We start from the raw sequence: 25,833 nt of genomic DNA, 5'->3' as shown, positions 1-25,833 counted from the left end.
TAAGGGCTAAGGTTTGGCTACAATCATCCCTCTCTTAATCACTTTAGCTGATCGGGTAATCAGTGCGTAACTCGCTTTTTCAAAAGTTTTAAATACCACTACTTCACCAATTTTTAATGCAGGCTGACTAATTTCATCTCCCTGATTGAAAGCACTACGGATCATATCCGTTTCACCTTCATACTTGGGTTGTTTACCGTCAATTATTCTCGGCCCCTGACTGTAAATACCCATAATAGTACCGGCAGACACTTGGTCAGCACCAATATCTAGTACAACAACATTAAATCTACCTAATAAGTTATGTTGTTCTAAGTCATCAATAATATGTCCTCTTTGGGCATCAGCAGCCTTAAGCTGTATTTCATCAGGCTCATTGTTAACCGCTGGTATAATTTTGTCGCCTCGCTTAACCTCTAAGTTAGACTTAAGTATTTTAATGAGTTTCTGCTTACCTATATTTGCATCTACTAACTTTGCAGAGGCTAAATGTCGCACTTGCAAACCTATAAAGTTACCTTCCATGTCGTGCAGCTCGTTTTGTTTTCTAACGATGCTCAAGTTTTCTTTAGAACGGCGACCCGCTTTGCCAAGCACCAAATCATCAGATGCATAACGCACTGCACCATCTTGATTTCCCAAAATATGCGGGTGACGATCATAAGCTTGTTGCGTCATAATCATCTCATTTTCAATATAGGGTTTGATAACGGACCATGGCAACGCCGGTATCGCTTCTCGGGTTTTAAAGGATTTAACGCCTTCTGGAGATAGTTTAATCTCCTGCTTTTCTATTTCTCTCACTACTTCAAGTACATTTTCACCTTGTTCATTTTTAACCAAGTGCAATTCGTCACCGGGATAAATAAGATGAGGATTGGTAATATGAACATTAGTACGCCAAAGCTCTGGCCATTGCCAAGGCTCCTCTAAATACATATTGGAAATATCCCATAAGGTATCGCCTTTTTTTACAACATATATTTCTGGGGCTGTGTCTTTGACTAAAATACTGTCTGCGAAGCTATATACTGGCATGATCAGCAGCAGTATCAGCAACCTAATTATTTTTTTGCTCGTCATTCTTATATACACCTTGATGCAGTGACTATTATGTTTTGGATCGATTTACGCTAGAATAGCGCAGCTTGAAACCAATTAAATAGTCAATTCTATTTGATCGTATAGTAAATAATACACACGCCAATACTAACTCCCTCACTGTAACGTAAAGTTACTATTGGTTACATTAGTTCCTGAGTCTCGGCTCATTATAGTTGAATAATACAATGGCAATATTAGATGTTTTGCGTTTTCCTGATGAGAGATTACGCACAGTAGCGAAAAAAATCGAGAAAGTTGATAAATCTATCACTGCATTAATCAGTGATATGTTTGAAACAATGCGTGACGAAAACGGCATTGGTTTAGCCGCAACACAAATCGATGTACATCAACGATTAGTGGTCATGGATGTCTCAGAAAACCAAGATGCACCTATGGTTTTTATTAATCCAGAAATCACCCATAAAGAAGGTACAACCATCAGTGAAGAAGGCTGCCTATCTGTTCCCAATAATTATGCACAGGTTGAAAGAGCTGAAAAAATCACGGTTACAGCCCTTGATAAAGCAGGCGAACCTTTTACTCTAGATGCGGATGGTTTGCTGGCTATTTGTATTCAACATGAATTGGATCATCTAAATGGCAAATTATTTGTAGACTATTTATCCCCCCTTAAGCGTAAAAGAATTAAAACTAAACTAGAAAAAGAAGCCCGACTAGCGGCAAGAGGCTAAACCACAATTGAATAAGCCGTTAAAAATAATATTTGCAGGTACCCCTGAATTTGCAGCCTTGCATTTACAAGCTCTCATAAATTCAGAGCATGAGATCATTGCAGTTTACAGTCAGCCAGATCGCCCAGCGGGTAGAGGTAAAAAACTACAGGCGAGCGAAGTCAAAAAACTAGCTGTTGAACATGATATTCCTGTATTTCAGCCACAAACCTTAAAAACACCAGAAGCACAACAGACCTTAGCTGAATTAGGTGCCGATATCATGGTTGTGGTTGCTTACGGTTTAATATTGCCCTGCGCAATATTAAATACCCCCAAATTAGGCTGCCTTAATGTGCATGGTTCATTATTACCTAAATGGCGAGGCGCCGCACCAATTCAGCGTTCCATATGGGCGGGTGATAAAGTAGCGGGGGTAACCGTTATGCAAATGGATGAAGGTTTAGATACAGGTGCTATGTTACTAAAGCACTCCATTGCCATTACCAAACAAGATACCAGCGCCAGCTTATATCAAAAACTGGCGAAAATTGGCCCTAAAGCATTACTTGAAACCCTGTCAAAATTGGAAGAGTTGCCGCCTCAAGTTCAAGACAATACACTAGCAAGCTATGCCAAAAAGCTATCAAAAGACGAAGCTAAGATTGACTGGCAACTACCTGCCGAACAACTTGAAAGAAATATTCGCGCCTTTAATCCATGGCCTGTGGCATTTTTCACTTTAAACGAAGCAAATATTAAAGTGCATGCATCTGCTGTTGTTAAATCAGAAAATCCTAGCAAGCTTGCTGCTGGGTATATTCTTAAAGCGAACAAAGAGGGTATTCTCGTTGCCACCGGTGTTGAGTCTTTATTGCTAACCAAAATACAACTGCCGGGCAAAAAGCCTATGGCAGTGAGTGATGTGTTAAATGGAAAAGCAGATTGGTTTACTGTTGGCACCTCGTTAAAATGAAGAATAATACATAATGTCTAAGTCTACGGGTACGCACTTTAAAGCATTCAATTTGCGCGCTGACGCCGCCAAAGTATTGCACCAAATATTAGAAGAAGGCCAGTCGGCAAGAGAATGCTTACCCCTTGCGCAAGCATCATTAAAAGACCAAGACAAAGCCTGGCTACAAGAGATGGTGTATGGGGTACTTCGCAATTTACCTATTCTACAATTTTGGCTAAGACAACTACTCGATAAACCGTTAAAAAACCGCTTTAAAATAGTTGAGCAACTGATCATGCTAGGGTTTTATCAACTGGCCTTTAGCCGCGTTAGTCAACATGCCGCAGTATCCGAGACAGTGGCTGCATGCCAACCCCTTAATACTTTGGCTATGAAAGGGCTTGTCAATGCGATACTTCGCACCTTTATTAGAGATGAGTACTCGCAACAACCCGCACCAAGCAAACAAGTAGCCTCTGGGTTGCCTAAATGGTTATACAAAAAACTAGAAAGCGCCTATCAAGATGACTTTAACGATTTAATCGCTAACATGCAGACAAAAGCCCCCATTTGGCTCAGAGTTAATAGTCAAAAAGTGACCCGCGAAAGTTTTGCCCAAGAGTTAGAACAGTCAGGAGTCGAATTTAGTTATACTCCTGAACACCCAGAAGCCTTAATATTATCAAAAGGTTATGACGTCACTAGCCTACCGGGTTTTGACGCTGGCTGGTTTGCAGTGCAAGACGGCGCGGCGCAGCTAGCAGCGCATTTTCTGCAGCCTCAAGCAAACGACTCAATCTTAGATTGCTGCGCTGCTCCCGGTGGTAAAACCTGCCACATTATCGAATCACACCCCCATTTATCAAAAGTAACTGCCCTTGAAATCGATGAAAAGCGTGCTGCTAAAATAACTGAAAACCTAACGCGCCTTGGGCATACTGCCAACGTCATTATCGGAGATGCCAGTTCTCCTGATAAGTGGTGGGATGGGCAACTATTTGATCGTGTATTACTAGATGCACCTTGTTCTGCCACAGGTATCATTCGCCGTCACCCCGACATAAAATGGTTACGAAAAGCCAAAGACATCGATGTCTTAGTGAACTTACAAAAACAAATATTAGATGCCATTTGGCCACTTATTAAACCTGGCGGCACTTTGCTATATGCAACCTGCTCTGTGTTGCCACAAGAAAACCATTTACAAGTCTCCGATTTTTTATCACGTACCAGTAACGCCTTGTTAGACAATAGCTTTTACAATGACTCTACAGATAAACCAGGTAAACAGATTTTGCCTGGAGAGCAACAAATGGATGGTTTCTATTATGCCCGACTGGTAAAGTCCTAGGACGTGTTGGCCTGTCTACTATTGTCACCCTCTAAAAATAAGGTGTAAAAACCACGAATGAAGATAATTATCCTTGGTGCCGGTCAAGTGGGTGCCACCTTAGCGGAAAATTTAGTCGGTGAAAAAAATGAAATCACCGTTATCGATTCTGATCAAGACAAGCTAAGACATTTGCAAGACAGACTAGACTTGCAAGTAGTAGGAGGCATGGGCTCTCATCCAGATGTACTAAAAAAAGCTGGGGCAGAAGACGCCGACATGCTGATTGCTGTTACCAACAGCGATGAAAGCAATATGATGGCTTGTCAGGTCGCTTATAGTTTATTTAAAACACCTACCAAAATAGCTCGCGTTCGCTCCGAACAATACATCATCTACCAAGAACAATTATTTAAGCATCAAGATGTACCTGTCGATCATTTAATTGCACCAGAGCAACTGGTAACAAGAGCCATAAAACGCTTAATAGATTACCCAGGTGCCTTACAAGTAGTTGAATTTGCCGAAGGTAAAGCAAGCCTTGTAGCGGTTAAAGCCTATTATGGTGGTTTACTTGTAGGCCATGCACTTTCTGCCATCAAAGAACACATTCCCAATGTAGAAACACGTGTGGCCGCTATCTATCGTAGAGGCAAACCTATCCGCCCATTAGGTACAACTATTGTTGAAGCCGACGATGAAGTGTTTTTTATCGCCGCCACTAAACATATTCGCGCTGTCATGAGTGAACTACAAAAATTAGAGTCGAGCTACAAACGTATCATGATCGCCGGTGGCGGATTAATTGGTGCGGGTCTGGCAAAATTACTTGAACATAATCACAATGTAAAACTATTAGAGTACAACCCCGAAAGAGCAAAATACCTCTCCGCACACTTAGATAAAACCATCGTTTTTTCGGGAGATGCCTCAGATCATGAGTTATTAACCGAAGAAAATGTTGAGCAGGTCGACGCTTTTATTGCTGTTACTAACGATGACGAAGCCAACATTATGTCGGCTATGTTAGCCAAGCGACTCGGTGCATCTAAAGCCATGGTATTGATCCAGCGAGGCGCTTATGTAGATTTAGTACAAGGTGGAGAGATTGATATTGCCTTCTCTCCTCAGCAAGCCACTATCTCAGCACTCCTAACTCATATAAGGCGAGGAGACATAGTAAATGTTTACTCACTTAGACGTGGAGCGGCAGAAGCCATAGAAGCCATTGCCCACGGGGACCGCAGTACATCTAAAGTTGTAGGGCGAGAAATTCGTGAGATCAATCTGCCACCTGGCACCACTATAGGTGCCATTGTAAGAAGTGAAGAAGTCATCATTGCCCACGGCGATACAAAAATAGAAGCCAATGATCACGTTATCCTGTTCCTCGTTGATAAGAAATTCATTAGTCACGTTGAAAAACTATTCCAACCCAGTGCTTTCTTTTTTGGGTAATAGCCCCTAGTAACTTAATGTCCATTTGTTCAGGGTATTTTTTTGATAAGTAACGCCCATAACATCAAATGAATTGTAATGAATGGGCACTTGTTGTTTTTTCAAAGCATTGACGTAGAACAGTGTGGGCCAAGCATGGGGCGCAAAGTCCAGATGATTACTAATTCTTGTTTGGGTGACATCAAAAGTCACCCCATGATGTAAAGCTTGGTTGCTTCCTGGCACAGTATCCTGAGTATCAATATAGGCGTCACTAAAATCCGCGCAACTACCAAAATATTCAATGCCATAATCCCAAAAAACGCCAGAATAAACAGAAACGGGATCTAAATAGGTGGTGTGGACTCTCATTGCTGGGCGGATTTCTTTGAGCGCAGTGCACATTCCATAGATAACAAAAGAACCACAGCTATGGCCGACCAAATGAACTGCATTAAGGTTAGGTAATTGCGCTACTTTTTCACCCACAGCATAGCCAATTTTTTTACCATCTACAGAACAATTAAACACACTATCTGAATAAGGTTGCCAGCCAAAACTAATATGTTGAGTGTGAATATCACTGGAGGTTAAGGGTTGGATTTGCTCATAAACCAGTTGAAGCTCATCACTCCAACTGGCGGCTGAATCTTTCACGCCGTGAGCTGAAAACGTTAGGTACTCAGCATCCAAATTCACATCAATATTGACCACATCTTGATAATTTTTAGGCCAATGCATCAGTAACAGCAGTCCTAGGGAAACGAGGATAAAGGGGATACTCGGTATCACTATTCCTAGCCACCAAATACATCGCACCAGCCAATATTTTCCATAAAATTGCAGTATTTTATTCATCGATAACCCATATGGTAACTGAGACCATGAACTTCCTTATGTAACACGCCCTAGTTGCAATTGAATAACTGCAAAGTTAAAAGTAGTATATCACTGACGCTGCCACTCACTTAGGCTTAAGATAAAATTAGCGTAGTAAGCCAACCATGCTCTGTAACAGGCACCAAAGCAAATTTTCTATTGAGACACAATGTCAGCATTTACCATAAAAGATCTTGAATATCGCTATACTAAATCTTCACCTCTTGCGCTTCAGGGGATTAATATTGATGTGGAGGCAGGGCAATGCCTTGGTCTAATCGGACCAAATGGGGCAGGAAAATCAACTTTATTATCCATTTTGTCGGGCCTTATTACTTGCTACTCTGGGACGCTGTGTTTTAAGCAAAGTGACAATCTCTCCCTCAGGCAGTTTATTCAAAAAAACGTTGCCTTAGTGCCTCAAGAATATGCATTTTATCCACAACTGAGTGTCGCTCAAAATTTAGAATATTTTGTGAGTTTATGTGGCATTAAACAGACTAAATGCCAATCTAGAATAGACAAGGTTACCGAGCAATGTCAGTTACAACAGGTCTATAATAAACCAGCAAAAATTTTATCCGGGGGCTACAAACGCAGGTTAAATCTAGCCATAGCCTTACTAAAAGATCCACAAATACTGTACTTAGATGAGCCCACAGTAGGGGTTGATCCCATTACCAGAGAAGCCCTATTAACGCAGCTTAACTCACTAAAAAAACACGGGAAAACCATAGTATATACATCGCATTTATTAGCCGAAGTGCAAGATATCAGTGACCAAATAGTGATGTTAAATCACGGCAAAGCCAGTTACTTAAATTTGCAACATGGCAGTAAATGCTTGTCCCTAGAGTTTGCAGAAATACCAGCAGCAGATTGGATAGCACAGCTGTCAAATATCCCTATTAAAGTTGCGCCCAGCGGCAAGCAATTCGAACTATATATAGAAACACCCGCTATCTTACAGCAAGTTTTAACATTACTCGGTCATAGTCAACATAAGATAGTGAACCTGCATTATGACCAAACCTCATTGACCCAATATTATGTAAGTCACATGGAACAAGATGATAATTCAGAGCATTAAAAAGGAATTCATTTTGGTGTTTAGCGATCTGCATAGCGTTGCGGTATTGCTGTTTATGCCTGTTATTTTTATGTTGATCATGACCTTTGCAATGAGTGAACGGCAAGATCAAGTGATTCAAAATCTTGATGTTGAGTTGCGCACAAACAACGAATTCGCCCAAAGGTTGTTAGGCCGCTATTTGTCTCAATTTGGCTATCAGTTGAGTGCCGATAAACCCAATGCCAGCGCCAAATTAACCCTTAGCCCTGATCTCAATCAAGGGTTATTTTCAGGTCAGAATAACACCTTAGTACAGATAACATTTGCCCCGTCAACTTCCCCCGCAATTCAAGCCCTACTCAATCAACACCTACAAATGGCCTTCGCGCGAGTAAAGTTACATTTGTACATGCTAGATACCGGAGAGTTGCAACAGGATTTGCCGTTAGATGCGCAAATGTTGCAAATTAACCAACAAACCGATACCGCTGGTTACATTAAAATAGCCGCTGAAAACCAAGAACTGCCCGTGGTGAGCTATAGCGTGCCATCTTGGTTAGTATTTGGGGTGTATTTTATTGTTTTGCCTATTTCTTTAACCCTGATTAATGAAGTGCAAAGTGGCACACTCATCAGATTAAAGACCTTCCCTGTTAATTTGCAGCACTATTTTCTGGTTAAGTTACTGGCATTTTATCTGTTTAGCTTGGGACAATTTTTAGTTTTAAGCCTAATTGGTTGGCGGCTTATTCCGCTTTTAATTGATTTACCCGTTATTCCCTATAACCAAGTAGCAGAACTGCTGTGCACGGCTCTGGTTGTTAGCTTGGCAGCGGTGAGTTTTGCCTCGATTATTGCTGCGGTTGTACAGAGTTTTGAGCAAGCCATAGTGCTAGGAGGCGGAGTGAATATTATTATGGCGGCATTAAGTGGTTTTATGGTACCACTTGATGTTATGCCTAAGGTGTTACAACAAATCGCGCAATTTTCGCCAATGTACTGGTCGGCGCAACTTGTTAAGGGCACTATGTATGGCCAATTTAGCCATGAACATTGGAAAAGTGTTATTTTCCTCTGCATATTTGCGACAATATCACTCTTAATCTCGGCTTTACTCTTTCGCCGCAAAACAAGGAAACTTTCATGGAACTAACAGCAATAAAAACCCAATTAAAAAAACTGATCGTGGTGGAATGTGATAAAGAAGATGACATGACATGGGAAGATATAACAGATGATGAGCCATTATTTGGTAATGATTCTAAAGTGGGCTTGGACTCCCTCGATGCCTTGCAACTCGCCTTGGTTTTAAAGGAGCATTTTGGCATCAAAGTAGAGGGCTCTAAGGAATCTCGTAAACACTTACAATCTATCAATAGCATTGTTGCACATATCCAAAAGGTTGGGTCTGTTAACTAATATGCCGGTATATATCCATTCGAGTGTCTCCCATAGCGCCTGTGGCAATAGTTATGTTGAACCCCAGTTAACATTTTCAACCCAAGCCAATACTCAGCTTACATTTACTACAGGTGTTGAAGAACAAGCCCAAATCGCCAGTTTTTTTGCTATGGATAAACTGCCACTCAATAATACCGAAGCACGTCTGTTTACTAGTTTATCCACTGTTGTTGCACAACTGATCAAAACCAGTGGCTTAACGCCTCAACAATTAAGCCAAACCGCACTTATGTTAGGTTCTACCTCATTAGATATTGGCACCTTAAGCCCAGATACCGACAAAGCGTTAGGTTTACCCAAAATCGACAGGCTGAGCGAATATTTACAACAAAAATTTTCGCTACACCCTTACCATTTAGTAATCAACACCGCCTGTACCGCCAGCCTAAACGCTGTGTTATATGCCAAAAAACTTTTGCAAAGCACTGATATTAAACAGGTTATAGTGATTGGTTGCGAATTTTATAATCAGCTAACTACCTCAGGTTTTCATTCATTAGATTTATTAAGTAGTGAGCAATTGTTGGCCTTTCACCAAGAGCGCCAAGGATTAATTTTAGGTGAAGGCATAGGGGCATTATTGCTGTCTAACTCTCAACCTAAAGACAAAGCCTGTTATCGCGTTTTAGAAGGTGATTCTGCTTGTGATACATCCAGCCTGACCATGACGGCGGAAGATGGTAGCCATATACACAAAGTAATGAGCCAAGCTGTTAAAGAGTCAGGACTAAGGGCTAGTAATATAGACTTGATTAAAGTCCATGGTACAGCAACTTACAACAACGATATATCCGAGTACCATGCACTAAAAAGTTACTTTAATGATCCGCCCCCTATCATGGCTCTTAAACCCTTTATCGGACATACCTTAGGTGCCTGTGGCGTGATAGAACTGGCATTGATGGATTATTTACTGAGTCAACAAAGTATTCCTGTCGCCGACTACGTTACCAGCCAACCCCATGTAATCATGTTACCTTTTGCACCCCTTGATAAGGCAATTAGCCAGTATCAATATCTACTGGTCAATCATAGTGGCTTTGGTGGCAACAATGCCGCCTTGGTATTGGAGACAATTCAAGCATGCAATTAACCTTATTGAAGTACGCTAATTTTAGCCATAGCCGTGACATCGACAACAAAAATCTGCGCCAGCAAGTTAAACAAAAATATGGGGTAGCAGTTAGACGATTAGATAATTTTACATTATGCGCCTTAGCGGCAGTAGCTGAGCTTGGCGGTGATATTCACCATTATAAAAAATTATCGCTGATCAGTTGTGCCCAGCATTTTTCTATCGAGTTGATCCAGCAAATGTTGTTGGATCTACAACAAAATCACGCCATTAAACCCTTAGATTTTGTAGCCACTGTAGGCAATGCCGCCAATTTTTACATTGCTAAAGAATTTGCCATAGATGGCTGCAATTTGTTTGTTGGTGCAGACAAAGACGCCTTATCCAAGAGTTTATTGTTAAGCGCCTTAGAGACCCAAACAGATACTGCATCGGCAATACTCTTGCTTATTTGGCAAGAAACAGAACAACAGCGTAGCTGTCACGCCTTATTGTTAGCTCATCCTCAACTTCACTCCCATTACACTTCGAAGCAAAACCTTAAGAACCTTAATGAACTAGCCACTATGGCATTACCAGCAATAATTGATGTGACCTTGTAATACCATTATTCTTCATAAATAAGTGACCACTCAGAAAGCCCCAGCCATTTTAAACTCTCGCTGAGTGAGCACTTATTTATGGAGATTGGTATAAATTCGCCTCAACCGAATCCTTATCGACGCCTTTTATTATGTTTGAGTGTGATACTTTGATAATTAGTGGTTTGTTGTAACATAAAGCAGCTATCTTGGGGCGTCGGTTCCCCATTAAACAGGGATGGATTATTACTAAAGCCTACTGGCTCTAATGGCAAACCTATTGAAGAGCGTTCAAGGATTTGATTATTATTCAAATCCAGATATAAACGAATACAAATAGAGCCCAAAAGTAGATCTTCAATTTTTAACTCCACACTTTGTTGTTCACTATGGGCTGAATCGATGGTTTTTGTTAGTTTACGTACTGGTATTAAGTCTTTCCAGACTAGTCCTTGTTGTATCTCGCCATCGACTTGCGAGATGTCAATATGCAGTTGCCCTGCATATTTTTTGTGCCCTTGTACGTCGAGCATTAACGTTGCTGACTCGGCAAAATTTGCACTCAAAAGTGCATAAATAAAACAACAATATAAGACTAATATCTTCAACTAATTCCTCTGCTAACCTCGTCTCAGGGTTCACAAATTACCGTTAATAGGTATACTAACCACTTAATCGTTGAAGGACAAACTGGCCCACAATTTATGCGTAAAGTGCTTGCAATTAACTACTCTCAAACAGGTCAACTCTCCCGAATTTTACAGTCTATTAGCCAACCGATTTCTCAATCTGAACATATAGAGTTTGAAGTGCTGAACATAGAGCCGGCTAAACCTTTTCCCTTTCCTTGGCCGTTCTTACAATTTTTTAGAATATTTCCCGAAACGGTAGCCATGCAACCGATAGAGTTGAAACCTAGCACCACACAAGATCAACAATACGATTTGATTATTTTGTCGTATCAGGTGTGGTTTTTATCACCTTCTTTACCCATTAATTCTTTTCTTCAAAGCGAACAGGCTAAGTCGTTATTTGCTAACACCCCTGTGGTCACTGTGATTGGTTGCCGCGGCATGTGGTTAATGGCACAAGAAAAAGTCAAAGCTCAGCTACAAAACCTACAAGCAAAGCTAGTAGACAACATAGTGTTAAGCGATGATTGTGGTGCATTTTTTAGTTTTTTGGCTACCCCATTGTGGATGCTTACAGGCAACAAAAAACCGTTATCTTGGGTACCAGCCGCGGGTGTGTCAGAGCAAGATATTACAGAAGCGGCGCGATTTGGTGTGGCTATAAAAAGTCGTTTAGTGACTGATCCTAATCCATTGCAACAGAGTATGTTAAAAGGGTTATCGGCGGTCACCATTAACGAAAAACTAATCGCCAGTGAAAGAATGGCCAATCATAGTTTTACTATTTGGTCGAGAATACTGCGTAAAATAGGGCCGCAGCAAAGTACTCGCAGAGCAATAGGCTTGTGCGTTTATGTGATTTTCCTGCTGACCCTTATTCTTACGGTAGTGCCTATCAGTGCCTTAATTAAAAAGCTCATTGCACCGCTAACCAAAGATAAAATTATCGAACAAAAGAAATATTTTGCCGAGCCTTCAGGGGAATAACCAATACATGACTAATCCGGTTTACATCAATAATTTATCTGCTGCCCTACCTAATGCTGCGGTTGCTAACAGCGAGATGGAGCAGCGATTAGGTAAAGTCGGGGGGGTTAAATCTCGTGCTCGAGCCATTATTCTTAGAAGCAATGGCATCAAACAACGGTATTACGCCATCGACCCCGAGACAGGTGAGCAAAACTATACAAACGCAGCTTTAGCCGCAGCGGCAGTGCGCTCTTTGTTTGTGGATGAGCAAGAGATGCAAAATATCGACACTTTAGTGGCTTCATCATCTATACCCGATCAAATCATGCCTAATCACGCCTCTATGGTACATGGCGAACTTAATAATCCTCCTTGTGAAACAGTGTCAACCTCTGGGGTGTGTTTATGCGGTGTTACCGCTCTTAAATATGCTTATCTCAATATCAAAGCAGGTGAGAGCAAGAAAAGTGTTGTAGTGGCAAGCGAAGTGGCATCGGCCATGATGCATGCGCGCAATTTTGAAGCCGAACATCAGCATAAAATCGAGTCTTTATCTAAAAGCCCAGAAATGGCATTCGAAAAAGACTTTTTGCGCTGGATGTTGTCTGATGGCGCAGGAGCAGCCTTATTAACAGACTCACCTAATCCTGATGGTTTATCGTTACGCTTAGATTGGATTGATACATTTTCTTTCGCCAACGAACTCGAAGCTTGCATGTACGCTGGGGCCGAAAAAGTAGAGGGCAAGCTCAAAGGTTGGTCAAGCTACAATAGCGAAGATAGAGAGCAACAGGCGATTCTCGCAGTCAAACAAGATGTAAGATTATTAAATGAACATGTAGTGCGTATTACGGTAGAAGAAACCCTAAAACGTATTATCGCCAAGCGGCATTTATCCACGTCAGATTACGACTATTTTCTACCTCATTATTCTTCAGAGTTTTTTCGTGAAAAAGTTTATCAATCCTTAGTGAATATTGATTTTGAACTGCCCTTCGACAAGTGGTTTACCAATTTAACCGAAAAAGGCAACACTGGCTCGGCGTCTATTCTTATTATGCTTGAGGAGCTGTTTAACTCTAAGCCATTAAAAACGGGTCAAAAAATTCTATGTTACATCCCAGAAAGCGGCCGATTCTCCAGTGCCTTTATGCAGTTGACTGTGGTTTAACCCCATGAAAACTGAACAGGTGCCGCAAGACGACAGCCCTAGTTATAGCGGCCATAAAAAACTCATTTATGCGGTAAATGATAAAGGCCATTACAGCGGGATTCAATCGAGTGGTTGGGAAGTAGAAAACTTTGCTACTCAAATGGCTGTTGCAGAGCTTAAGCAACAGACCCAAGAAGCTATTGCCAATTACCATCAAGGCAAAGTGTCGGCCTTGGCTTACCATATGTGTCATCGTCGTTTCGATATTGTGTCTTTGGCGCAATGCACTGGGTTTTATCAATGGCAAATACGTCGCCACTTAACACCCCGAGTGTTTCGCGGTTTAAGCCAGCGCAAACTCACTATTTATAGCCAAGTGTTATCTGTCAGCATCGCACAACTATCTAGCGTCCCTAAACTGCCATGAGTGAAATCGTTAATCATCTTATCCACCAACAATCCTCACACTGTGAAACTGGTGTGGTGGCCAATATGTTAAGTAGTAAAGGCTTGCCCATGAGTGAGCCTATGGCCTTTGGTTTAGCGTCGGCTTTAACTTTTGCCTACTTACCCTTTGTTAAGCTGGCGGGTCTGCCTCTGATCGCCTATCGTATGCCACCTAAAACCATCATTAAGACGGTAGCCAAAAAACTCAATATTGAACTTAAGAGCCGTAAATTTTCTGATCCCCAAAAAGGTATGCAGGCTTTAGATCAAGCACTAGCTGAAGGACATATTGTTGGTCTACAAACCTCAGTTTACTGGCTGCCTTACTTCCCCGAAGACATGCGCTTTCACTTTAATGCTCATAACCTCACTGTATATGGTAAAAATGCACAAGGTGATTACCTGATTAGCGACCCTGTTTTTGAGGAGGTAGTCACTTGCTCGCCAGAGGATCTACAGCGGGCGCGATTTGCCAAAGGTGCCTTGGCCCCCAAAGGATTAATGTATATTTTAGGGGAAGTCCCCAGCCAAGTGGATTTAGCGCCTGAGATCTATAAAGGCATCAAAAAAACCGCCAGAATGATGAATGGTTTGCCAGTTCCGGGGGTGCCCTTTTTTGGGGTAAAAGGCATTCATTATTTAGCGAAAAAAATAACCGAGCTAGAAAATAAGCCCAGCAAATATGCCCGTTTGTACTTAGGGCACATCGTTAGAATGCAAGAAGAAATAGGCACAGGCGGGGCGGGGTTTCGCTTTATCTTTGCGAGTTTTTTAGACGAGTCATCCAAATTACTCGATGATCCAGAGTTATTTGAATTATCCCAGTTAACCACTAAAATTGGCGATCAATGGCGTGAATTTGCGGTACAAGCGGTCATGTTTTGCAAGAAAAGAAAAGCACTTTCACTGCAAGATATTAGTGCAACGTTAAGCAAATGTGCTGAGATGGAAAAACACTTGCAAACAAGGTTATTGTCTCTCAGCGCGTTGCAATAATACTTATTTAACCACTAACTTTAAAAGGACTAATCATGAAGTTATCTACAATCACAAAATCAATGCTGCCTCTTGTTTTGGCAATGAGCGCCGTTGTCACTGGTTGCTCTTCAACAGTTGGCAGCCAAGATGGCAGCGGATTTCAAGAAGGCGGCACTATGGTTGCTTTAGTAAACTTGCATCCCGACCAAAAGCGCCGAGTGCTGTACGCATTGAATTATCAATTACCCTATCTGCTACCTATGTGTTCTTCCATTAAAATTGAAGACATAGATGATGATGAAATTGAGTTTACCTATCAAGGTGTCACATTCACCTATGTGTGGGATAAACACACTCGCAAGGCAGGACAATCACTAGAAGCCAACTTTAAACAATACTTTGGAAGTAGTTGTGAACAACAAAAAGCCAATAACTTAAGCGCACTCGATCAACAGGGTATAAAGGCGGGCAAACCTAAACTGGGCATGTCAAAAGAAGGAATACTCTTTGCGATGGGCAGACCACCTATTCACGCTACTCTATCTTTGGACAGCAATACTTGGACATATTGGTCAAATAAATGGAATCGCCAGCTCATCAGTTTTGATGACAAAGGCAAGGTAACAAAAATTCGTTAAAACAAAAAAGGCGCTTTTAAAAGCGTCTTTTTTATTCCATCAGTATCAAACCCGTTTAAAAATAAGCGAAGTATTAATGCCACCAAAGGCAAAGTTATTCGACATCACAAACTCGGTATCAATGTTTTTACCCTCCCCTGTGATGTAATCCAAATCGCCGCACTCAGGATCAATATTGTTTAATTGAATGGTAGGCGCAAACCATTGGTGATTCATCATTTCAATGCTCGACCAGGCTTCGATCGCACCGCACGCACCTAAGGTATGTCCAAGGTAACTTTTAAGCGAACTAATAGGTTTGTGTTTACCTAACACTCGTTCTGTGGCTGTGGTTTCGGCGATATCCCCTTTATCGGTTGCTGTGCCGTGGGCACTCACAAAACCAATTTCACTGGCGGGTAGCGCCGCATCTTGCAACGCCATTTCCATGGCGATACCCATAGTATTCGAATTGGGTTGCGTCACATGCATACCGTCGGAATTAGTCGCAAAACCAACCACTTCGGCCAAGATTGTCGCCCCTCTGGCACGGGCATGTTCATATTCTTCAAGAATGAGCGTGCCTGCCCCTTCACCTATGACTAAACCATCTCGGTCCACATCAAAAGGACGAGGCGTTAATTGAGGCTGGTCGTTTAAGGTACTGGTGGCAAATAGCGTATCAAACACCGCTACGGCAGAGATACATAGCTCTTCGGCGCCACCGGCTATCATCACTTTTTGTTTACCAAATTTAATGGCCTCGTAAGCATAACCAATGCCTTGTGAGCTTGAGGTACAAGCTGAACTGGTCGTGTGAATACGCCCCTTAACTGAGAAAAACACCCCTAAGTTGACGGCTGTGGTGTGGCTCATCATTTGAATATAGCTGGTGGCAGTAATACCCGACATATCATGGCTTTTGAGTAAATCACCAAAGCCCACTATGGGTGGAGTCGAGCCAATTGACGATCCGTATGAAATGCCCGTATCACCATTGGTTAGCGTATCGCTACCGAGTAACTGACTTTGCTCTAAGGCTATTTCTGTGGCTCTGGTGGCCATCACCGATACTCGGCCCATGGAGCGAGTTTGCTTGCGGGTATAATGGCTAGGTTTAACAAAATTAGGGATAGGAGCGGCCAGCCTAGTATGTAGACCTTTTACATCTTGCCATTTTGGCACCTGCACCACCGAATTTTTCTTACTGCGCAGGTGACCTTCAAACTCACTCCAGTTGTCACCAAAGGCCGAAATTGTACCCATACCTGTTATAACAACGCGCTTCATTAGGCCATACCACCGTTAATTGAAATGACTTGTCTGGTGATATAAGACGCATCATCCGACATCAAAAAGGCCACTGCGGCGGCAACTTCATGCACTTGCCCGACTCGTTTTAGAGGGATCATTTTTATGATTTCATCCATAGGTAGATCGTCTGTCATACCTGTATCAATTAAACCTGGGGCCACACAATTAACTGTGATTTTACGCTTGGCAAGCTCTAATGATAACGCTTTAGTGGCTGCAATTACCCCTCCTTTAGAAGCGCTATAATTGACCTGCCCGCGATTTCCAACCACGCCAGATACAGAAGCCATAGTAACTATACGCCCACCTTTGCGTTTACTGACCATAGGCATAACCAAAGGATGCAAAACATTGTACATACCATCTAAATTAGTATGGATCACACTGTCCCATTCTTCACCTGTCATGGCAGGAAAAGCCGTATCCCGAGTGACACCAGCATTACACACTATGCCGTAATAAGCGCCAAACTCTGCTACATCGGCGTCGAACACCTCTTTACACTGGTCCCTATTGGCAACATCACATTGCAGATAGTAAGCATTTACTCCTAACTCTTTTATGGCAGCAACAGTTTGCTCGGCACCTTCGGCATCATTGCGACAATGCACTGTGATATCAAAGCCTTCTCGCGCTAATTTTAAGGCTACGGCTTGGCCAATGCCTTTACTCGAACCTGTTACTAATACTCGTCTATTCATTTGTCTTGTTGCTCCTGCAAATACTGCTCTGGATTGTCTGGCTCAAATACATTAATTTTGGCTTCGACCACAACTTGCTCACCTTGTTTGATGGCGCAGCTAAACACGCTTAGGCCATTGGCTTCTTTCAATAGCAACTCTACATAAATGTGTAATTCTGTGCCCAAGGTAAATTCTCGCACTTGGGTAGTATAACTACGGGAACTCACTAAAAAACCTAAGCTAACTTTTCCCCCTTCTTCGAGTTTTAGGGCATTGGCGTAGGCTGCTATAGTTTGTGCCATGTATTCAATACCCACGTAAGAGGGCACACTATTACGCTCAGAGTTAAAAAAATTACTGTGCTGGCCAATTTTCACCGAACACTCGGCTGATATAGCTGAATAACACTCCAGTTTATCCACCAATATCATCGGGTGGGAATGAGGCAGGACCTGCTCTATCGGATAACTATTCATGCTCTCGCCCCACTATTAAACTCACATTATTGCCACCAAAAGCAAAAGAATTACTTAAACAATAACGAATTTCAGTATTACTGTCGGTGCTATTTATAACCCATTTAAGAGGGGGCAGTGCTGGATCAAGGCTATGATCCGACACATGAGGTGCTAATTTTTGTTGTTGTAACATCAGGCAACAAAAGCCGATTTCGGTAGCACCCGCTGCACCTAAGGTGTGGCCAATACTGCCTTTACTGGAACTCACATAAGGCCGATGAGGAAAAAGCGTATCGACTGCTATTGCCTCCATCGCGTCATTCTTAGGGGTGGCGGTACCGTGTAAATTAATATAATCAATCTGCTGGGATAAAAGTTGCGCTTTATCTAATGCTTGTTGCATGGCATCAATTGCACCGCGCCCTTCAGGATGAGGCGCCGACATATGATGGGCATCGCTTGACTCGCCACCGGCTAATAAACGTAACTCGGCGTTATCTTTACTGATAACGGCGAGCGCCGCGCCTTCGCCTATGTTGATGCCATCACGGTTAACGCTTGAAGGTTTACATATACCCGCCGATGTAGATTGCAAGGCACTAAAACCATTGACTGTCATGGCACATAGCGAATCAACACCCCCTACAATAGCGGCGTCTATTACTCCCGTCTGGATCAACTCGTTAGCGGTGATAAAAGTTTTAGCACTCGAAGAACAAGCGGTAGAAATGGTAAAACTAACCCCAGACAAACCTGCCACTAAACTAATAAATTCAGCCACATTGGACATTTCTTGGACGCGATAATCATAGTCTGATGGAAATTCTCCAGTCTGTTGCCTTGCCTGCATTGCTTGTTCACCTTGGGCGATACCTGAAGTACTGGTGCCCAAAATAACGCCTATTCTCGACGCAGAATACTTTTGTTTAAGAGACTCAACAGTCGCTGCAATTTGTTGATAAGCCAGCAAAGCTAATTGATTATTGCGACTCTGAAAATGTGCAGGATAGGCAACTAAGCTTGGCAACTCACTCGCTACTTCGGCTACAAACACTGTTGCTTCAGGCAAAATATCGCCTCGCTGCACAAAGCCTTGTTGCGAGCCAGAAAATAAGTGCTGACTGATATCTGCAAGGTTGTCGCCTAAGGCGTTAACTAAACCAAAATCGTTGATATAAATAGGATCTGCCACAGCAGATTGGCCTGTGCCCATAGTATTAATCCGCTTCACATAACTTAGCTAACATACGCATGCCACGGCGCGAGCTTTTCACAAATGGATTGCTTTCATCCCAGGCATAACCGGCTAGAATCGAGGTGATCATGGGTTTAATTTCACTATCATCAGACTGGAAAAAAACCACATTTTGGAAACTAGTGTCATACCAAGAGGTGACAAAGGTCTTAAAGACTTCAACCCCTCGTCTCAACTCATCGGCATATTCAACCTGCCAATCGACCTGTTCCCCTTTAAGTTCACGGCTGACAAGTTGCGCGGCACTCACAGCCGAGCGCATGGCGATCGTCACTCCAGATGAAAACACCGGATCGAGAAATTCACCGGCATTACCTAATAATGCAAAACTAGGGCCGAATAAGGATTTCACATCCGCAGAATAACCGCCTATTTTTCTGGCGGGTTGTAATATCTCGGCGTTTTTAAACAATTCGGTTAAGTTGTCATCCTGATGAATAAAGGATAATAGCTGCTCGTTAAGCGGGTCATGATCGTTAAACAACTCTGGACGGGTGACAACCCCTAAGCTCGAGGTGCCATCTGAAAATGGGATTAACCAATACCATACATCTTCAATTTCTGGGTGCACGGTAATCAATATTTTATTGCGGTCAAAATTGGCATCGGCTGGGATATTGTCTTTAAAGTGAGTAAAAACCGCGATCCGCGGCGGTAAATCGCTAGGTAGATTCAGATCCAATAAACGTGGCAACACACGACCAAAACCACTGGCATCAAGCACAAATCGGGCTTTTAGCTGATAACGCTCATCACCTGAAGAAATGGTTAATGTAGCGCCATTTTCATCGGTTTGCACTGCTTCAACGCTTTGCTGATAACGTATGTCGGCGCCAAATTGACTGGCTTGATCGGCTAATAACTTATCGAAGGCGGCGCGTTTAACTTGAAAAGTAGTGCCTGGCCCTTGAGAGAATTTTTCCTCGAAATCAAACTGTGAACGCTCGCCTTTGCGATAAAAGGCCGCGCCATTTTTATACTGAAAATCTAGCTCTTCAGCACTGGCATTTAGCGCATCTAACATGCCCGCTTTTTCAACAAATTCCATGCAATGTGGCAGTAAACTCTCGCCTATAGAAAAACGTGGGAAACTCTCCCGCTCAACCACAACAACATTCCAACCATCTTGAACCAGCATTGAAGCAGCGATTGCGCCAGAGGGGCCTGCACCAATGATAACCACATCACATACTTCACTCTTGTTCATATTTATTCCTTATTTAAAAACGGGGATAATTTATCAAGCAAACACTGGGGGGTGGTAAATGACATTTCACCTGTAGCTATTTCTACTGCCACTTGTATTGTATGGGCTTTGGTTAACACTGTACCAGTTGCCTTGTCTCGCACTATATAATCAATTTTTAGGCGGGTTTGATATTCAACGAGGCGCGCTTCAATGGTTACCCATTCACTCAACTTAGCCGATGCCACATATTTAAGACGCATATCAACAATGGGCCACATGTAGCCCGAGGCTTCCATTTGCAGGTAGTTGTAATCGAATAATTTGAGTAACTCACAGCGGGCTACTTCAAGATATTTGACATAATTACCATGCCAAACCACGCGCATAGAATCCACATCAAAAAACTGCACTTCTAGCTCGGTTGTGGCCGTTAATATGGGTTTAGCTTTCATACAAGGTCCATCTTTTTTGCTGAATATATTCTATGGTTTCTCGCAGGAGTTTATCGGTCGGCCTATCTTCATCAATCAAGGTGAAGAAACTGCTGATGTCATCCAACATAGTACTGACATCTGTGGTCAAAGAGTTTTTATCTAATTCACCATTTTCAATTCGCAGCCAAATACCCTGGACAGATGCTAATAAGGTGGCAGCAACGACTTGCTCGGTTAACTGCAACACCCGCAAGCAATCTCTGGCCGCTATGGTGCCCATACTCACTTTGTCTTGGTTGTGGCATTCAGTTGAGCGAGAGAATACGCTGGCTGGCATAGTGAGTTTTAGTGCTTCTGCGGTCCACGCCGAGCAGCCAATTTGAATCGCTTTAAAACCGTGATTGATAAAACTGCGTTCTGCTTTAGCAGCAGACAAGTTAGACGGCAATCCATGGTTCATTTTCACATCTACCATAGTCGCTATCTGACGGTCGGCTAAGTCTGCCAAGTTGGCCACACAGTTTTTCATGGAGTCCATGGCCATGGCAATATGCCCACCATAAAAGTGCCCGCCATGTAAAACGTGCTCACCTACACCATCGACTATTGGGTTGTCGTTGGCGCTGTTTAATTCGTTTTCAATAAAACTTCTAAACCAAGGTAAACTGTCTTGCAACACTCCAATAATATGTGGCGCACAACGAATTGAATAGCGATCTTGTAATCGCTGAGAGTTGCGCGGATGAGAATGATGATTTAGATCATGCTGTATCCAAGCGGCAATTTCATTTTGCCCTGGATGGGGTTTGACACTAAATAGAATGTCATCAAAATGATTACTATTACCCTTTAACGCAAGGCTGGACAAGGCCGTAATTCTGGCCATTAATTTGGTTAAATATTCTGCGCGATCATAGGCCTTACAGGCTAATGCTGTCATCACAGCCGTGCCATTCATTATGGCTAGCCCTTCTTTAGGCCGCAATTTTATAGGCTTTAAACTGGCTTGTTTAAAGGCTTCGCTACTGGCCATAACTTTGCCTTGATAATAAACATCGCGCTCGCCAATAAGTGCACCTGCCACATAAGATAAAGGCGTTAAGTCACCACTTGCTCCTACCGATCCTTCTTGCGGGATCACTGGAATAATGTGTTTGTTGAGCATATCCACCAGCAAGTTTAGGAGATCCCAACTCACCCCAGAATACCCCTGCGACAAGGAAACCAACCGCGTTGCCAATATGGCTCGTCCCTCTTCTGGCGAGAAAAACTCTCCTAATCCACAGCCATGAAAACGAGTGAGATGCATAGGTAACTCATCCACAAGGGATAACGGCACTTCAACTGTGCAAGAATCGCCGTAGCCAGTAGTCACGCCGTAAATATGGCCTTCTTCTTTGAGTAACTGGTCAAGAAAACTGACCCCTGCATCGACTTTTTGGGTAAAAGATGGGGCGTTAGACAATTCAACCTGGGTATCATGCAGGGCAATGCGAACAACATCTTCTATTGTGATTCTTTGAGCGCCAAAACTCACAGTGTTCAAACCTGAACCCATCTATATTTACTCCATCTTTCTATTAATACTGGAACTATGCATCCCAATGATTTCTATACTAAAGCTTAATCTATTGTACATGTCAGATAATTTAACCCCAACTGGGAATCACTTATCTTTATTCTCTGGTAAAGGGCTATCTTCTTGAGTTTCATTGCCTCGCCAAAAGTCGAAAAAATTACCCCATTGATAAGGAGCCAAGAGCGCGAAATAACTCAGCCTGTCGGCATATTTGCACATTAGTTGATTAAAATAGGTTTCTCGATCTTTGCGTCTTATTTTGACCGGCTCTGCAAAATTTTCAATATGTACCTGATAGCGACTGGTTTCGGTACTTTTCAGGCAAGTCATTAAATAAACTGGGCATTGCATAATAGTGGCTAAGGCAAAGGGGCCAATTGCTATAGGCGCAGGCTCAGTCAAAAAAGGGACAAATTGCACACTATTAGGATTGTTCACTGATGTTCGGTCGGCGAAAATCACCACGGCTTCACCGTCATCAATTTTTTGTTTGAGTTTGATGGTATCGTCTGGGCCAAAGTTTTCGATATGAATAAAATTAATGCCCGCTTCGGGATTAATACGCTCTAAAAAATCATTAAAAGACTGGGCGTGAACATTATAGGTGATCACATTCAGTTTCTTTTTATTTTCACCAGAACTGAAAATAGCTCTACATATTTCCATATTGCCTAAATGCGTACTGAGAATGACACAGCCTTGCCCTTGGGCAAGCTCGTCATACACCTGTTGGTTAACGATATCCAAGTCATCTAGATGAATTTTACCTAGCCAAGCATCAAATTTGTCGACTATGGCCCAGCCAAAAGTCAGAAACACTTTAAAACCATGGATATGCAGCTTTAACTTACTACAGGGTTGCTGTTGTCGGCTGCGCTCAAGATTACGCCAATATTTAAGTACACCGCGGCGAGCTTGACCGCCGGTAACATAGAAATACAACATCACAGGGAAAAAACAGACCCGAAAAGGCCCTTTTCCAAAGAGCTTATATACAGCCACCAAAAAACGTATGCCAGCTAAACTGCCACGCTCTTTAATGCTTGACCAATGGGCTTGCTGACTCACTACTGGCCCCTAAATTTTGAAAAGAGCAAATAAGGCAACCGAATTATCATCCCAAAAAATAATCGGGTGTGCATTTTTGAGATTAACCAATTATCTTTCCAAACATTAAAATGAGACACCCCATCGGGAGGATAAAGCACCTTAGTTGCAATAAATCGAATCGCCGTATTCTGCCAAAATAAGCGCACCATAATTTCGATATCAAAGTCCATCCTATCGCCCAAAGCTTGTTTATCCATAAGCTGCATACAAGCTTTTAAGGGATACACCCTAAAGCCGCACATTGAATCTTTGATTGTAAAAGACAAGGTTTCGATATACACCCAAAAATGAGTGATAAAACGGCCATAATATCGGCCTTTAGAAATGCTTTCATCGTATAAAGGTCGGCCACTTATCATCGCAAGTGGATAACGTTTAGATTCATTTAGTAAGCTATCAATATCAGCCAAATTATGCTGTCCGTCGGCATCAACTTGTATTGCATGACTCATGTCCATTTCATAGGCAATAGTTAAACCTGTTTTTACTGCGGCGCCTTTGCCGCCATTGATTGACCTTCTAAAAAGCGTCAAATTTTGATATTCAGCGGCAAGCTCTTCAAGCAAAGTTTGGGTTTCAAGATTACTGCCATCATCCACCAAAATAATAGGTAAAGCATAGTGCTGCAGCGCGGCAATAGTATTAGCGACGGCCTGGGTATGATTGTAATTGGGAATAATAAAACAATAACTCATGGTCACACGAATAATACCTTACCTGAAGCATGTTTTCCGTGTTCTGAGCTATAGCTGAATGAATATTTATTAAGGTTGATTTGCCTCAAATTAAGTTTGAGGGTATAGCCTGGACACACAATAATTTGAAACTTAAGGCCATTAAACGCCTGAAACCCAGCTGGATCAGCATCAAAATATTGGCTGGCATATTCCACAACCCAATGGGTCATTGCCACCCCTGGTAACACAGGTGCATTGTCAAAGTGACCTTGAAAATAGTACAAATTTTCAGGTACCTTAAGTTCTAAGGTTACCGAATCCCGTTGTTCTTCAACTGACAAAACTTCGCCATGATATACACAATCACTCAAAATATGACTCCACAGCTTGTCGGTTTAATTTACCTTGAGCATTATAAGGTAATTGTTGCGGATACCTAAACTTTTTTGGCAAGGTCACGGCTTCAAACCATTGGGCTAAGTAGCCTCTAAACACGCGGTTAAACATGTGCCTAGGCATAGTATTCTTGGCTTCTACTCCTTGCGCATTAAGTTCAATTACAGCCGCTAATTGTTTGCGCTGTTTACCGGTAACTAAAACACATACGTCTTGAACAAATTCATGTTGCTTACAGCGCTGTTGCACTTCCTGTAATGAAATACGCTTTTCTTCGATTTTTACTATATCGTCGGCTCGCCCTAACAACCTAAACTGTCGTTCGCTATAAATCTCAATCCTGTCATCTCCGTAAAATTTATCTTCACTGATATAAGGTGATGACAACAATAATAATTCGCTATTGGGTTGCAAAGCCACACTGACGCCAGCGAAGGTATGCCAGATTTCGTCTGTGATTGAATTTCTCTGACGCCAACCTATGCCGCCTGTTTCGGTGCTGCCGTAGACTTCGATTAGCTTGCATGCAAGCTGTTGTTGCAGCGCAATATTTTTATCCGCATCTAACGGACCACCTGAAGAAAACACATTATCTATACGCTGCTTGACTGCCAATAGAGGATTGTCTAGACATAAACGATGCAGATGAGCCGGGCTGGCAACTAATGTCACTTTATAAAAATCACTTACTCGCATTTTATTAACTATATGTTCAGGGTATTCAAATGCTTGGCATACCACCCCATGACCCATAGTAATAGGCCAAAGTACCTTAAACAACAAACCATAAATATGCTGGTGGGAAACAGTCGACAGAAACACCGTATCTTTGACATTTGCGCCAAAACTGGCTTCAAGACAAGCGATTTCGGTTTGCAATTGACTGAACTTTTTGACTATAGCTTTTGCTTGGCCGGTGGAGCCAGAGGTAAAAAAGCTAAGGGTGATTTCGCCATCAATATGTAGACTGGAAATTGGCTGATTCGGCCAGCTATGCCGCGTCACTAAGTCAGGCTCTATCTCTGGCGAACCTATGCTGGCCTGCACCTGCTGTTTTATTTCGCGAATATGGGCGGGCTGGGCATTTTGTGGCAAAACAATAGATTTACCTGCGGATAACAATGCATAGAAGATCGCAGAAAATAAGAAGGTATCCGCCTCAAACAACAACCAAGTCTTAGCCGGTGATGCCATTAACTGGCTGCGATAACCTGCAACTATGTTAAACCAATGGGCATTATTGTGTTGTCCATCTAGGAAGGTAATTGTTCGGGGATCAAGGCTGTAGCTTTTTAAATCCATTTGCATTTAGTGTCTTATGGCCTTGTGGCGCATGAACACGCCACAAAAAATGGAATACCACTCGTAATC

The 25,833-nt window shown here is 42.4% G+C and carries 28 protein-coding genes; 14 read left to right on the top strand and 14 right to left on the bottom strand.

Annotated elements, in window-relative coordinates:
* Positions 1–6 precede the first annotated feature (6 nt).
* A complete protein-coding gene (locus tag Q0688_RS20915) occupies positions 7–1,083 on the bottom strand; it encodes a LysM peptidoglycan-binding domain-containing protein (RefSeq protein ID WP_299082056.1) in 1,077 nt (358 codons plus the stop codon).
* A 206-nt stretch (positions 1,084–1,289) separates the two neighbouring features.
* Between Q0688_RS20915 and def the strand changes: the two genes are divergently transcribed.
* The 4 genes from def to trkA are packed head-to-tail and all read left to right on the top strand — an operon-like array spanning position 1,290 to position 5,524.
* Complete coding sequence (def, locus tag Q0688_RS20910; RefSeq protein ID WP_299082053.1) at positions 1,290–1,799, top strand: peptide deformylase; 510 nt, start codon at positions 1,290–1,292, stop codon at positions 1,797–1,799.
* 7 nt (positions 1,800–1,806) lie between these two features.
* Positions 1,807–2,754, top strand: coding sequence for a methionyl-tRNA formyltransferase (fmt, locus tag Q0688_RS20905; protein ID WP_299082050.1), 948 nt, complete (start codon positions 1,807–1,809; stop codon positions 2,752–2,754).
* Positions 2,755–2,767: 13 nt separating this feature from the next.
* Positions 2,768–4,087 (top strand): 16S rRNA (cytosine(967)-C(5))-methyltransferase RsmB, encoded by a 1,320-nt coding sequence (gene rsmB / locus Q0688_RS20900; RefSeq protein WP_299082047.1) that lies wholly within the window; start codon positions 2,768–2,770, stop codon positions 4,085–4,087.
* 57 nt (positions 4,088–4,144) lie between these two features.
* Positions 4,145–5,524, top strand: a complete 1,380-nt coding sequence (gene trkA, locus Q0688_RS20895) for a Trk system potassium transporter TrkA (protein WP_299082044.1) — start codon at positions 4,145–4,147, stop codon at positions 5,522–5,524.
* Positions 5,525–5,530: 6 nt separating this feature from the next.
* Here the strand turns inward: trkA and Q0688_RS20890 are convergent, their stop codons facing one another.
* A complete protein-coding gene (locus tag Q0688_RS20890) occupies positions 5,531–6,361 on the bottom strand; it encodes a hypothetical protein (RefSeq protein ID WP_299082041.1) in 831 nt (276 codons plus the stop codon).
* Positions 6,362–6,551: 190 nt separating this feature from the next.
* Here Q0688_RS20890 and Q0688_RS20885 point away from each other — a divergent pair, with 190 nt between their 5' ends.
* The 5 genes from Q0688_RS20885 to Q0688_RS20865 are packed head-to-tail and all read left to right on the top strand — an operon-like array spanning position 6,552 to position 10,592.
* Positions 6,552–7,472, top strand: coding sequence for an ABC transporter ATP-binding protein (locus Q0688_RS20885; protein WP_299082039.1), 921 nt, complete (start codon positions 6,552–6,554; stop codon positions 7,470–7,472).
* The gene (locus Q0688_RS20880) at positions 7,453–8,607 is read left to right on the top strand and encodes an ABC transporter permease (protein WP_299082037.1); all 1,155 of its coding nucleotides are present in this window, start codon (positions 7,453–7,455) and stop codon (positions 8,605–8,607) included. Before Q0688_RS20885 ends, Q0688_RS20880 begins: the two co-directional genes overlap by 20 nt.
* Positions 8,598–8,873 (top strand): phosphopantetheine-binding protein, encoded by a 276-nt coding sequence (locus tag Q0688_RS20875; RefSeq protein ID WP_299082034.1) that lies wholly within the window; start codon positions 8,598–8,600, stop codon positions 8,871–8,873. The genes Q0688_RS20880 and Q0688_RS20875 overlap by 10 nt, the downstream gene beginning before the upstream one ends.
* Position 8,874: 1 nt before the next feature.
* On the top strand, positions 8,875–10,008 hold the full coding sequence (locus tag Q0688_RS20870; protein WP_299082031.1) for a beta-ketoacyl synthase N-terminal-like domain-containing protein: 1,134 nt from the start codon (positions 8,875–8,877) through the stop codon (positions 10,006–10,008).
* Positions 9,999–10,592: a hypothetical protein gene (locus tag Q0688_RS20865; protein WP_299082030.1), complete on the top strand. Its 594-nt coding sequence runs from the start codon at positions 9,999–10,001 to the stop codon at positions 10,590–10,592. The genes Q0688_RS20870 and Q0688_RS20865 overlap by 10 nt, the downstream gene beginning before the upstream one ends.
* Before the next feature lie 113 nt (positions 10,593–10,705).
* Here the strand turns inward: Q0688_RS20865 and Q0688_RS20860 are convergent, their stop codons facing one another.
* Complete coding sequence (locus Q0688_RS20860) at positions 10,706–11,179, bottom strand: DUF2141 domain-containing protein (protein WP_299082027.1); 474 nt, start codon at positions 11,177–11,179, stop codon at positions 10,706–10,708.
* A 96-nt stretch (positions 11,180–11,275) separates the two neighbouring features.
* Between Q0688_RS20860 and Q0688_RS20855 the strand changes: the two genes are divergently transcribed.
* From Q0688_RS20855 to Q0688_RS20835, 5 genes are read left to right on the top strand one after another with little or no spacing between them, the layout of a single operon-like run.
* Positions 11,276–12,190 (top strand): dialkylrecorsinol condensing enzyme, encoded by a 915-nt coding sequence (locus Q0688_RS20855; protein WP_299082024.1) that lies wholly within the window; start codon positions 11,276–11,278, stop codon positions 12,188–12,190.
* A gap of 7 nt (positions 12,191–12,197) precedes the next feature.
* Positions 12,198–13,343, top strand: a complete 1,146-nt coding sequence (locus Q0688_RS20850; protein ID WP_299082021.1) for a beta-ketoacyl-ACP synthase III — start codon at positions 12,198–12,200, stop codon at positions 13,341–13,343.
* A gap of 4 nt (positions 13,344–13,347) precedes the next feature.
* Positions 13,348–13,752, top strand: a complete 405-nt coding sequence (locus Q0688_RS20845) for a hypothetical protein (RefSeq protein ID WP_299082018.1) — start codon at positions 13,348–13,350, stop codon at positions 13,750–13,752.
* Positions 13,749–14,768: a BtrH N-terminal domain-containing protein gene (locus tag Q0688_RS20840; protein WP_299082015.1), complete on the top strand. Its 1,020-nt coding sequence runs from the start codon at positions 13,749–13,751 to the stop codon at positions 14,766–14,768. Before Q0688_RS20845 ends, Q0688_RS20840 begins: the two co-directional genes overlap by 4 nt.
* A 35-nt stretch (positions 14,769–14,803) precedes the next feature.
* Complete coding sequence (locus tag Q0688_RS20835; RefSeq protein ID WP_299082012.1) at positions 14,804–15,388, top strand: hypothetical protein; 585 nt, start codon at positions 14,804–14,806, stop codon at positions 15,386–15,388.
* A 45-nt stretch (positions 15,389–15,433) separates the two neighbouring features.
* On the opposite strand, the gene Q0688_RS20830 is transcribed toward Q0688_RS20835, so the two are convergent.
* The 11 genes from Q0688_RS20830 to Q0688_RS20780 all read right to left on the bottom strand — a co-directional run bounded on the left by Q0688_RS20830 (position 15,434) and on the right by Q0688_RS20780 (position 25,770).
* Positions 15,434–16,657 carry a beta-ketoacyl-ACP synthase gene (locus Q0688_RS20830; RefSeq protein WP_299082009.1) on the bottom strand — a complete coding sequence of 408 codons (1,224 nt, stop codon included), beginning with the start codon at positions 16,655–16,657 and terminating at the stop codon, positions 15,434–15,436.
* A complete protein-coding gene (locus Q0688_RS20825; RefSeq protein ID WP_299082006.1) occupies positions 16,657–17,382 on the bottom strand; it encodes a 3-ketoacyl-ACP reductase FabG2 in 726 nt (241 codons plus the stop codon). The genes Q0688_RS20830 and Q0688_RS20825 overlap by 1 nt, the downstream gene beginning before the upstream one ends.
* Positions 17,379–17,840 carry a 3-hydroxylacyl-ACP dehydratase gene (locus tag Q0688_RS20820; RefSeq protein ID WP_299082003.1) on the bottom strand — a complete coding sequence of 154 codons (462 nt, stop codon included), beginning with the start codon at positions 17,838–17,840 and terminating at the stop codon, positions 17,379–17,381. Before Q0688_RS20820 ends, Q0688_RS20825 begins: the two co-directional genes overlap by 4 nt.
* A complete protein-coding gene (locus Q0688_RS20815; RefSeq protein WP_299082001.1) occupies positions 17,833–19,035 on the bottom strand; it encodes a beta-ketoacyl-[acyl-carrier-protein] synthase family protein in 1,203 nt (400 codons plus the stop codon). The genes Q0688_RS20820 and Q0688_RS20815 overlap by 8 nt, the downstream gene beginning before the upstream one ends.
* A gap of 4 nt (positions 19,036–19,039) precedes the next feature.
* Positions 19,040–20,284, bottom strand: coding sequence for an NAD(P)/FAD-dependent oxidoreductase (locus Q0688_RS20810; protein WP_299081998.1), 1,245 nt, complete (start codon positions 20,282–20,284; stop codon positions 19,040–19,042).
* A gap of 2 nt (positions 20,285–20,286) precedes the next feature.
* Positions 20,287–20,718 (bottom strand): thioesterase family protein, encoded by a 432-nt coding sequence (locus Q0688_RS20805; RefSeq protein ID WP_299081995.1) that lies wholly within the window; start codon positions 20,716–20,718, stop codon positions 20,287–20,289.
* The gene (gene hutH / locus Q0688_RS20800) at positions 20,708–22,258 is read right to left on the bottom strand and encodes a histidine ammonia-lyase (RefSeq protein WP_299081992.1); all 1,551 of its coding nucleotides are present in this window, start codon (positions 22,256–22,258) and stop codon (positions 20,708–20,710) included. Before hutH ends, Q0688_RS20805 begins: the two co-directional genes overlap by 11 nt.
* Positions 22,259–22,366: 108 nt before the next feature.
* Positions 22,367–23,347, bottom strand: coding sequence for a family 2 glycosyl transferase (locus Q0688_RS20795; RefSeq protein WP_299081990.1), 981 nt, complete (start codon positions 23,345–23,347; stop codon positions 22,367–22,369).
* The gene (locus Q0688_RS20790; protein ID WP_299081987.1) at positions 23,347–24,084 is read right to left on the bottom strand and encodes a glycosyltransferase family 2 protein; all 738 of its coding nucleotides are present in this window, start codon (positions 24,082–24,084) and stop codon (positions 23,347–23,349) included. Before Q0688_RS20790 ends, Q0688_RS20795 begins: the two co-directional genes overlap by 1 nt.
* A 2-nt stretch (positions 24,085–24,086) precedes the next feature.
* Entirely contained in the window at positions 24,087–24,437 is a 351-nt protein-coding gene (locus Q0688_RS20785) for an acyl-CoA synthetase (protein ID WP_299081984.1), read from the bottom strand.
* On the bottom strand, positions 24,430–25,770 hold the full coding sequence (locus tag Q0688_RS20780) for an AMP-binding protein (RefSeq protein ID WP_299081982.1): 1,341 nt from the start codon (positions 25,768–25,770) through the stop codon (positions 24,430–24,432). Before Q0688_RS20780 ends, Q0688_RS20785 begins: the two co-directional genes overlap by 8 nt.
* Between the last annotated feature and the right edge of the window lie 63 nt (positions 25,771–25,833).

It is taken from the genome of uncultured Paraglaciecola sp., from assembly GCF_937123705.1.
GTDB lineage: Bacteria > Pseudomonadota > Gammaproteobacteria > Enterobacterales > Alteromonadaceae > Paraglaciecola.
Note: the sequence above shows the minus strand (reverse complement) of the source record. Positions and strands in the feature narration are given on the sequence as shown.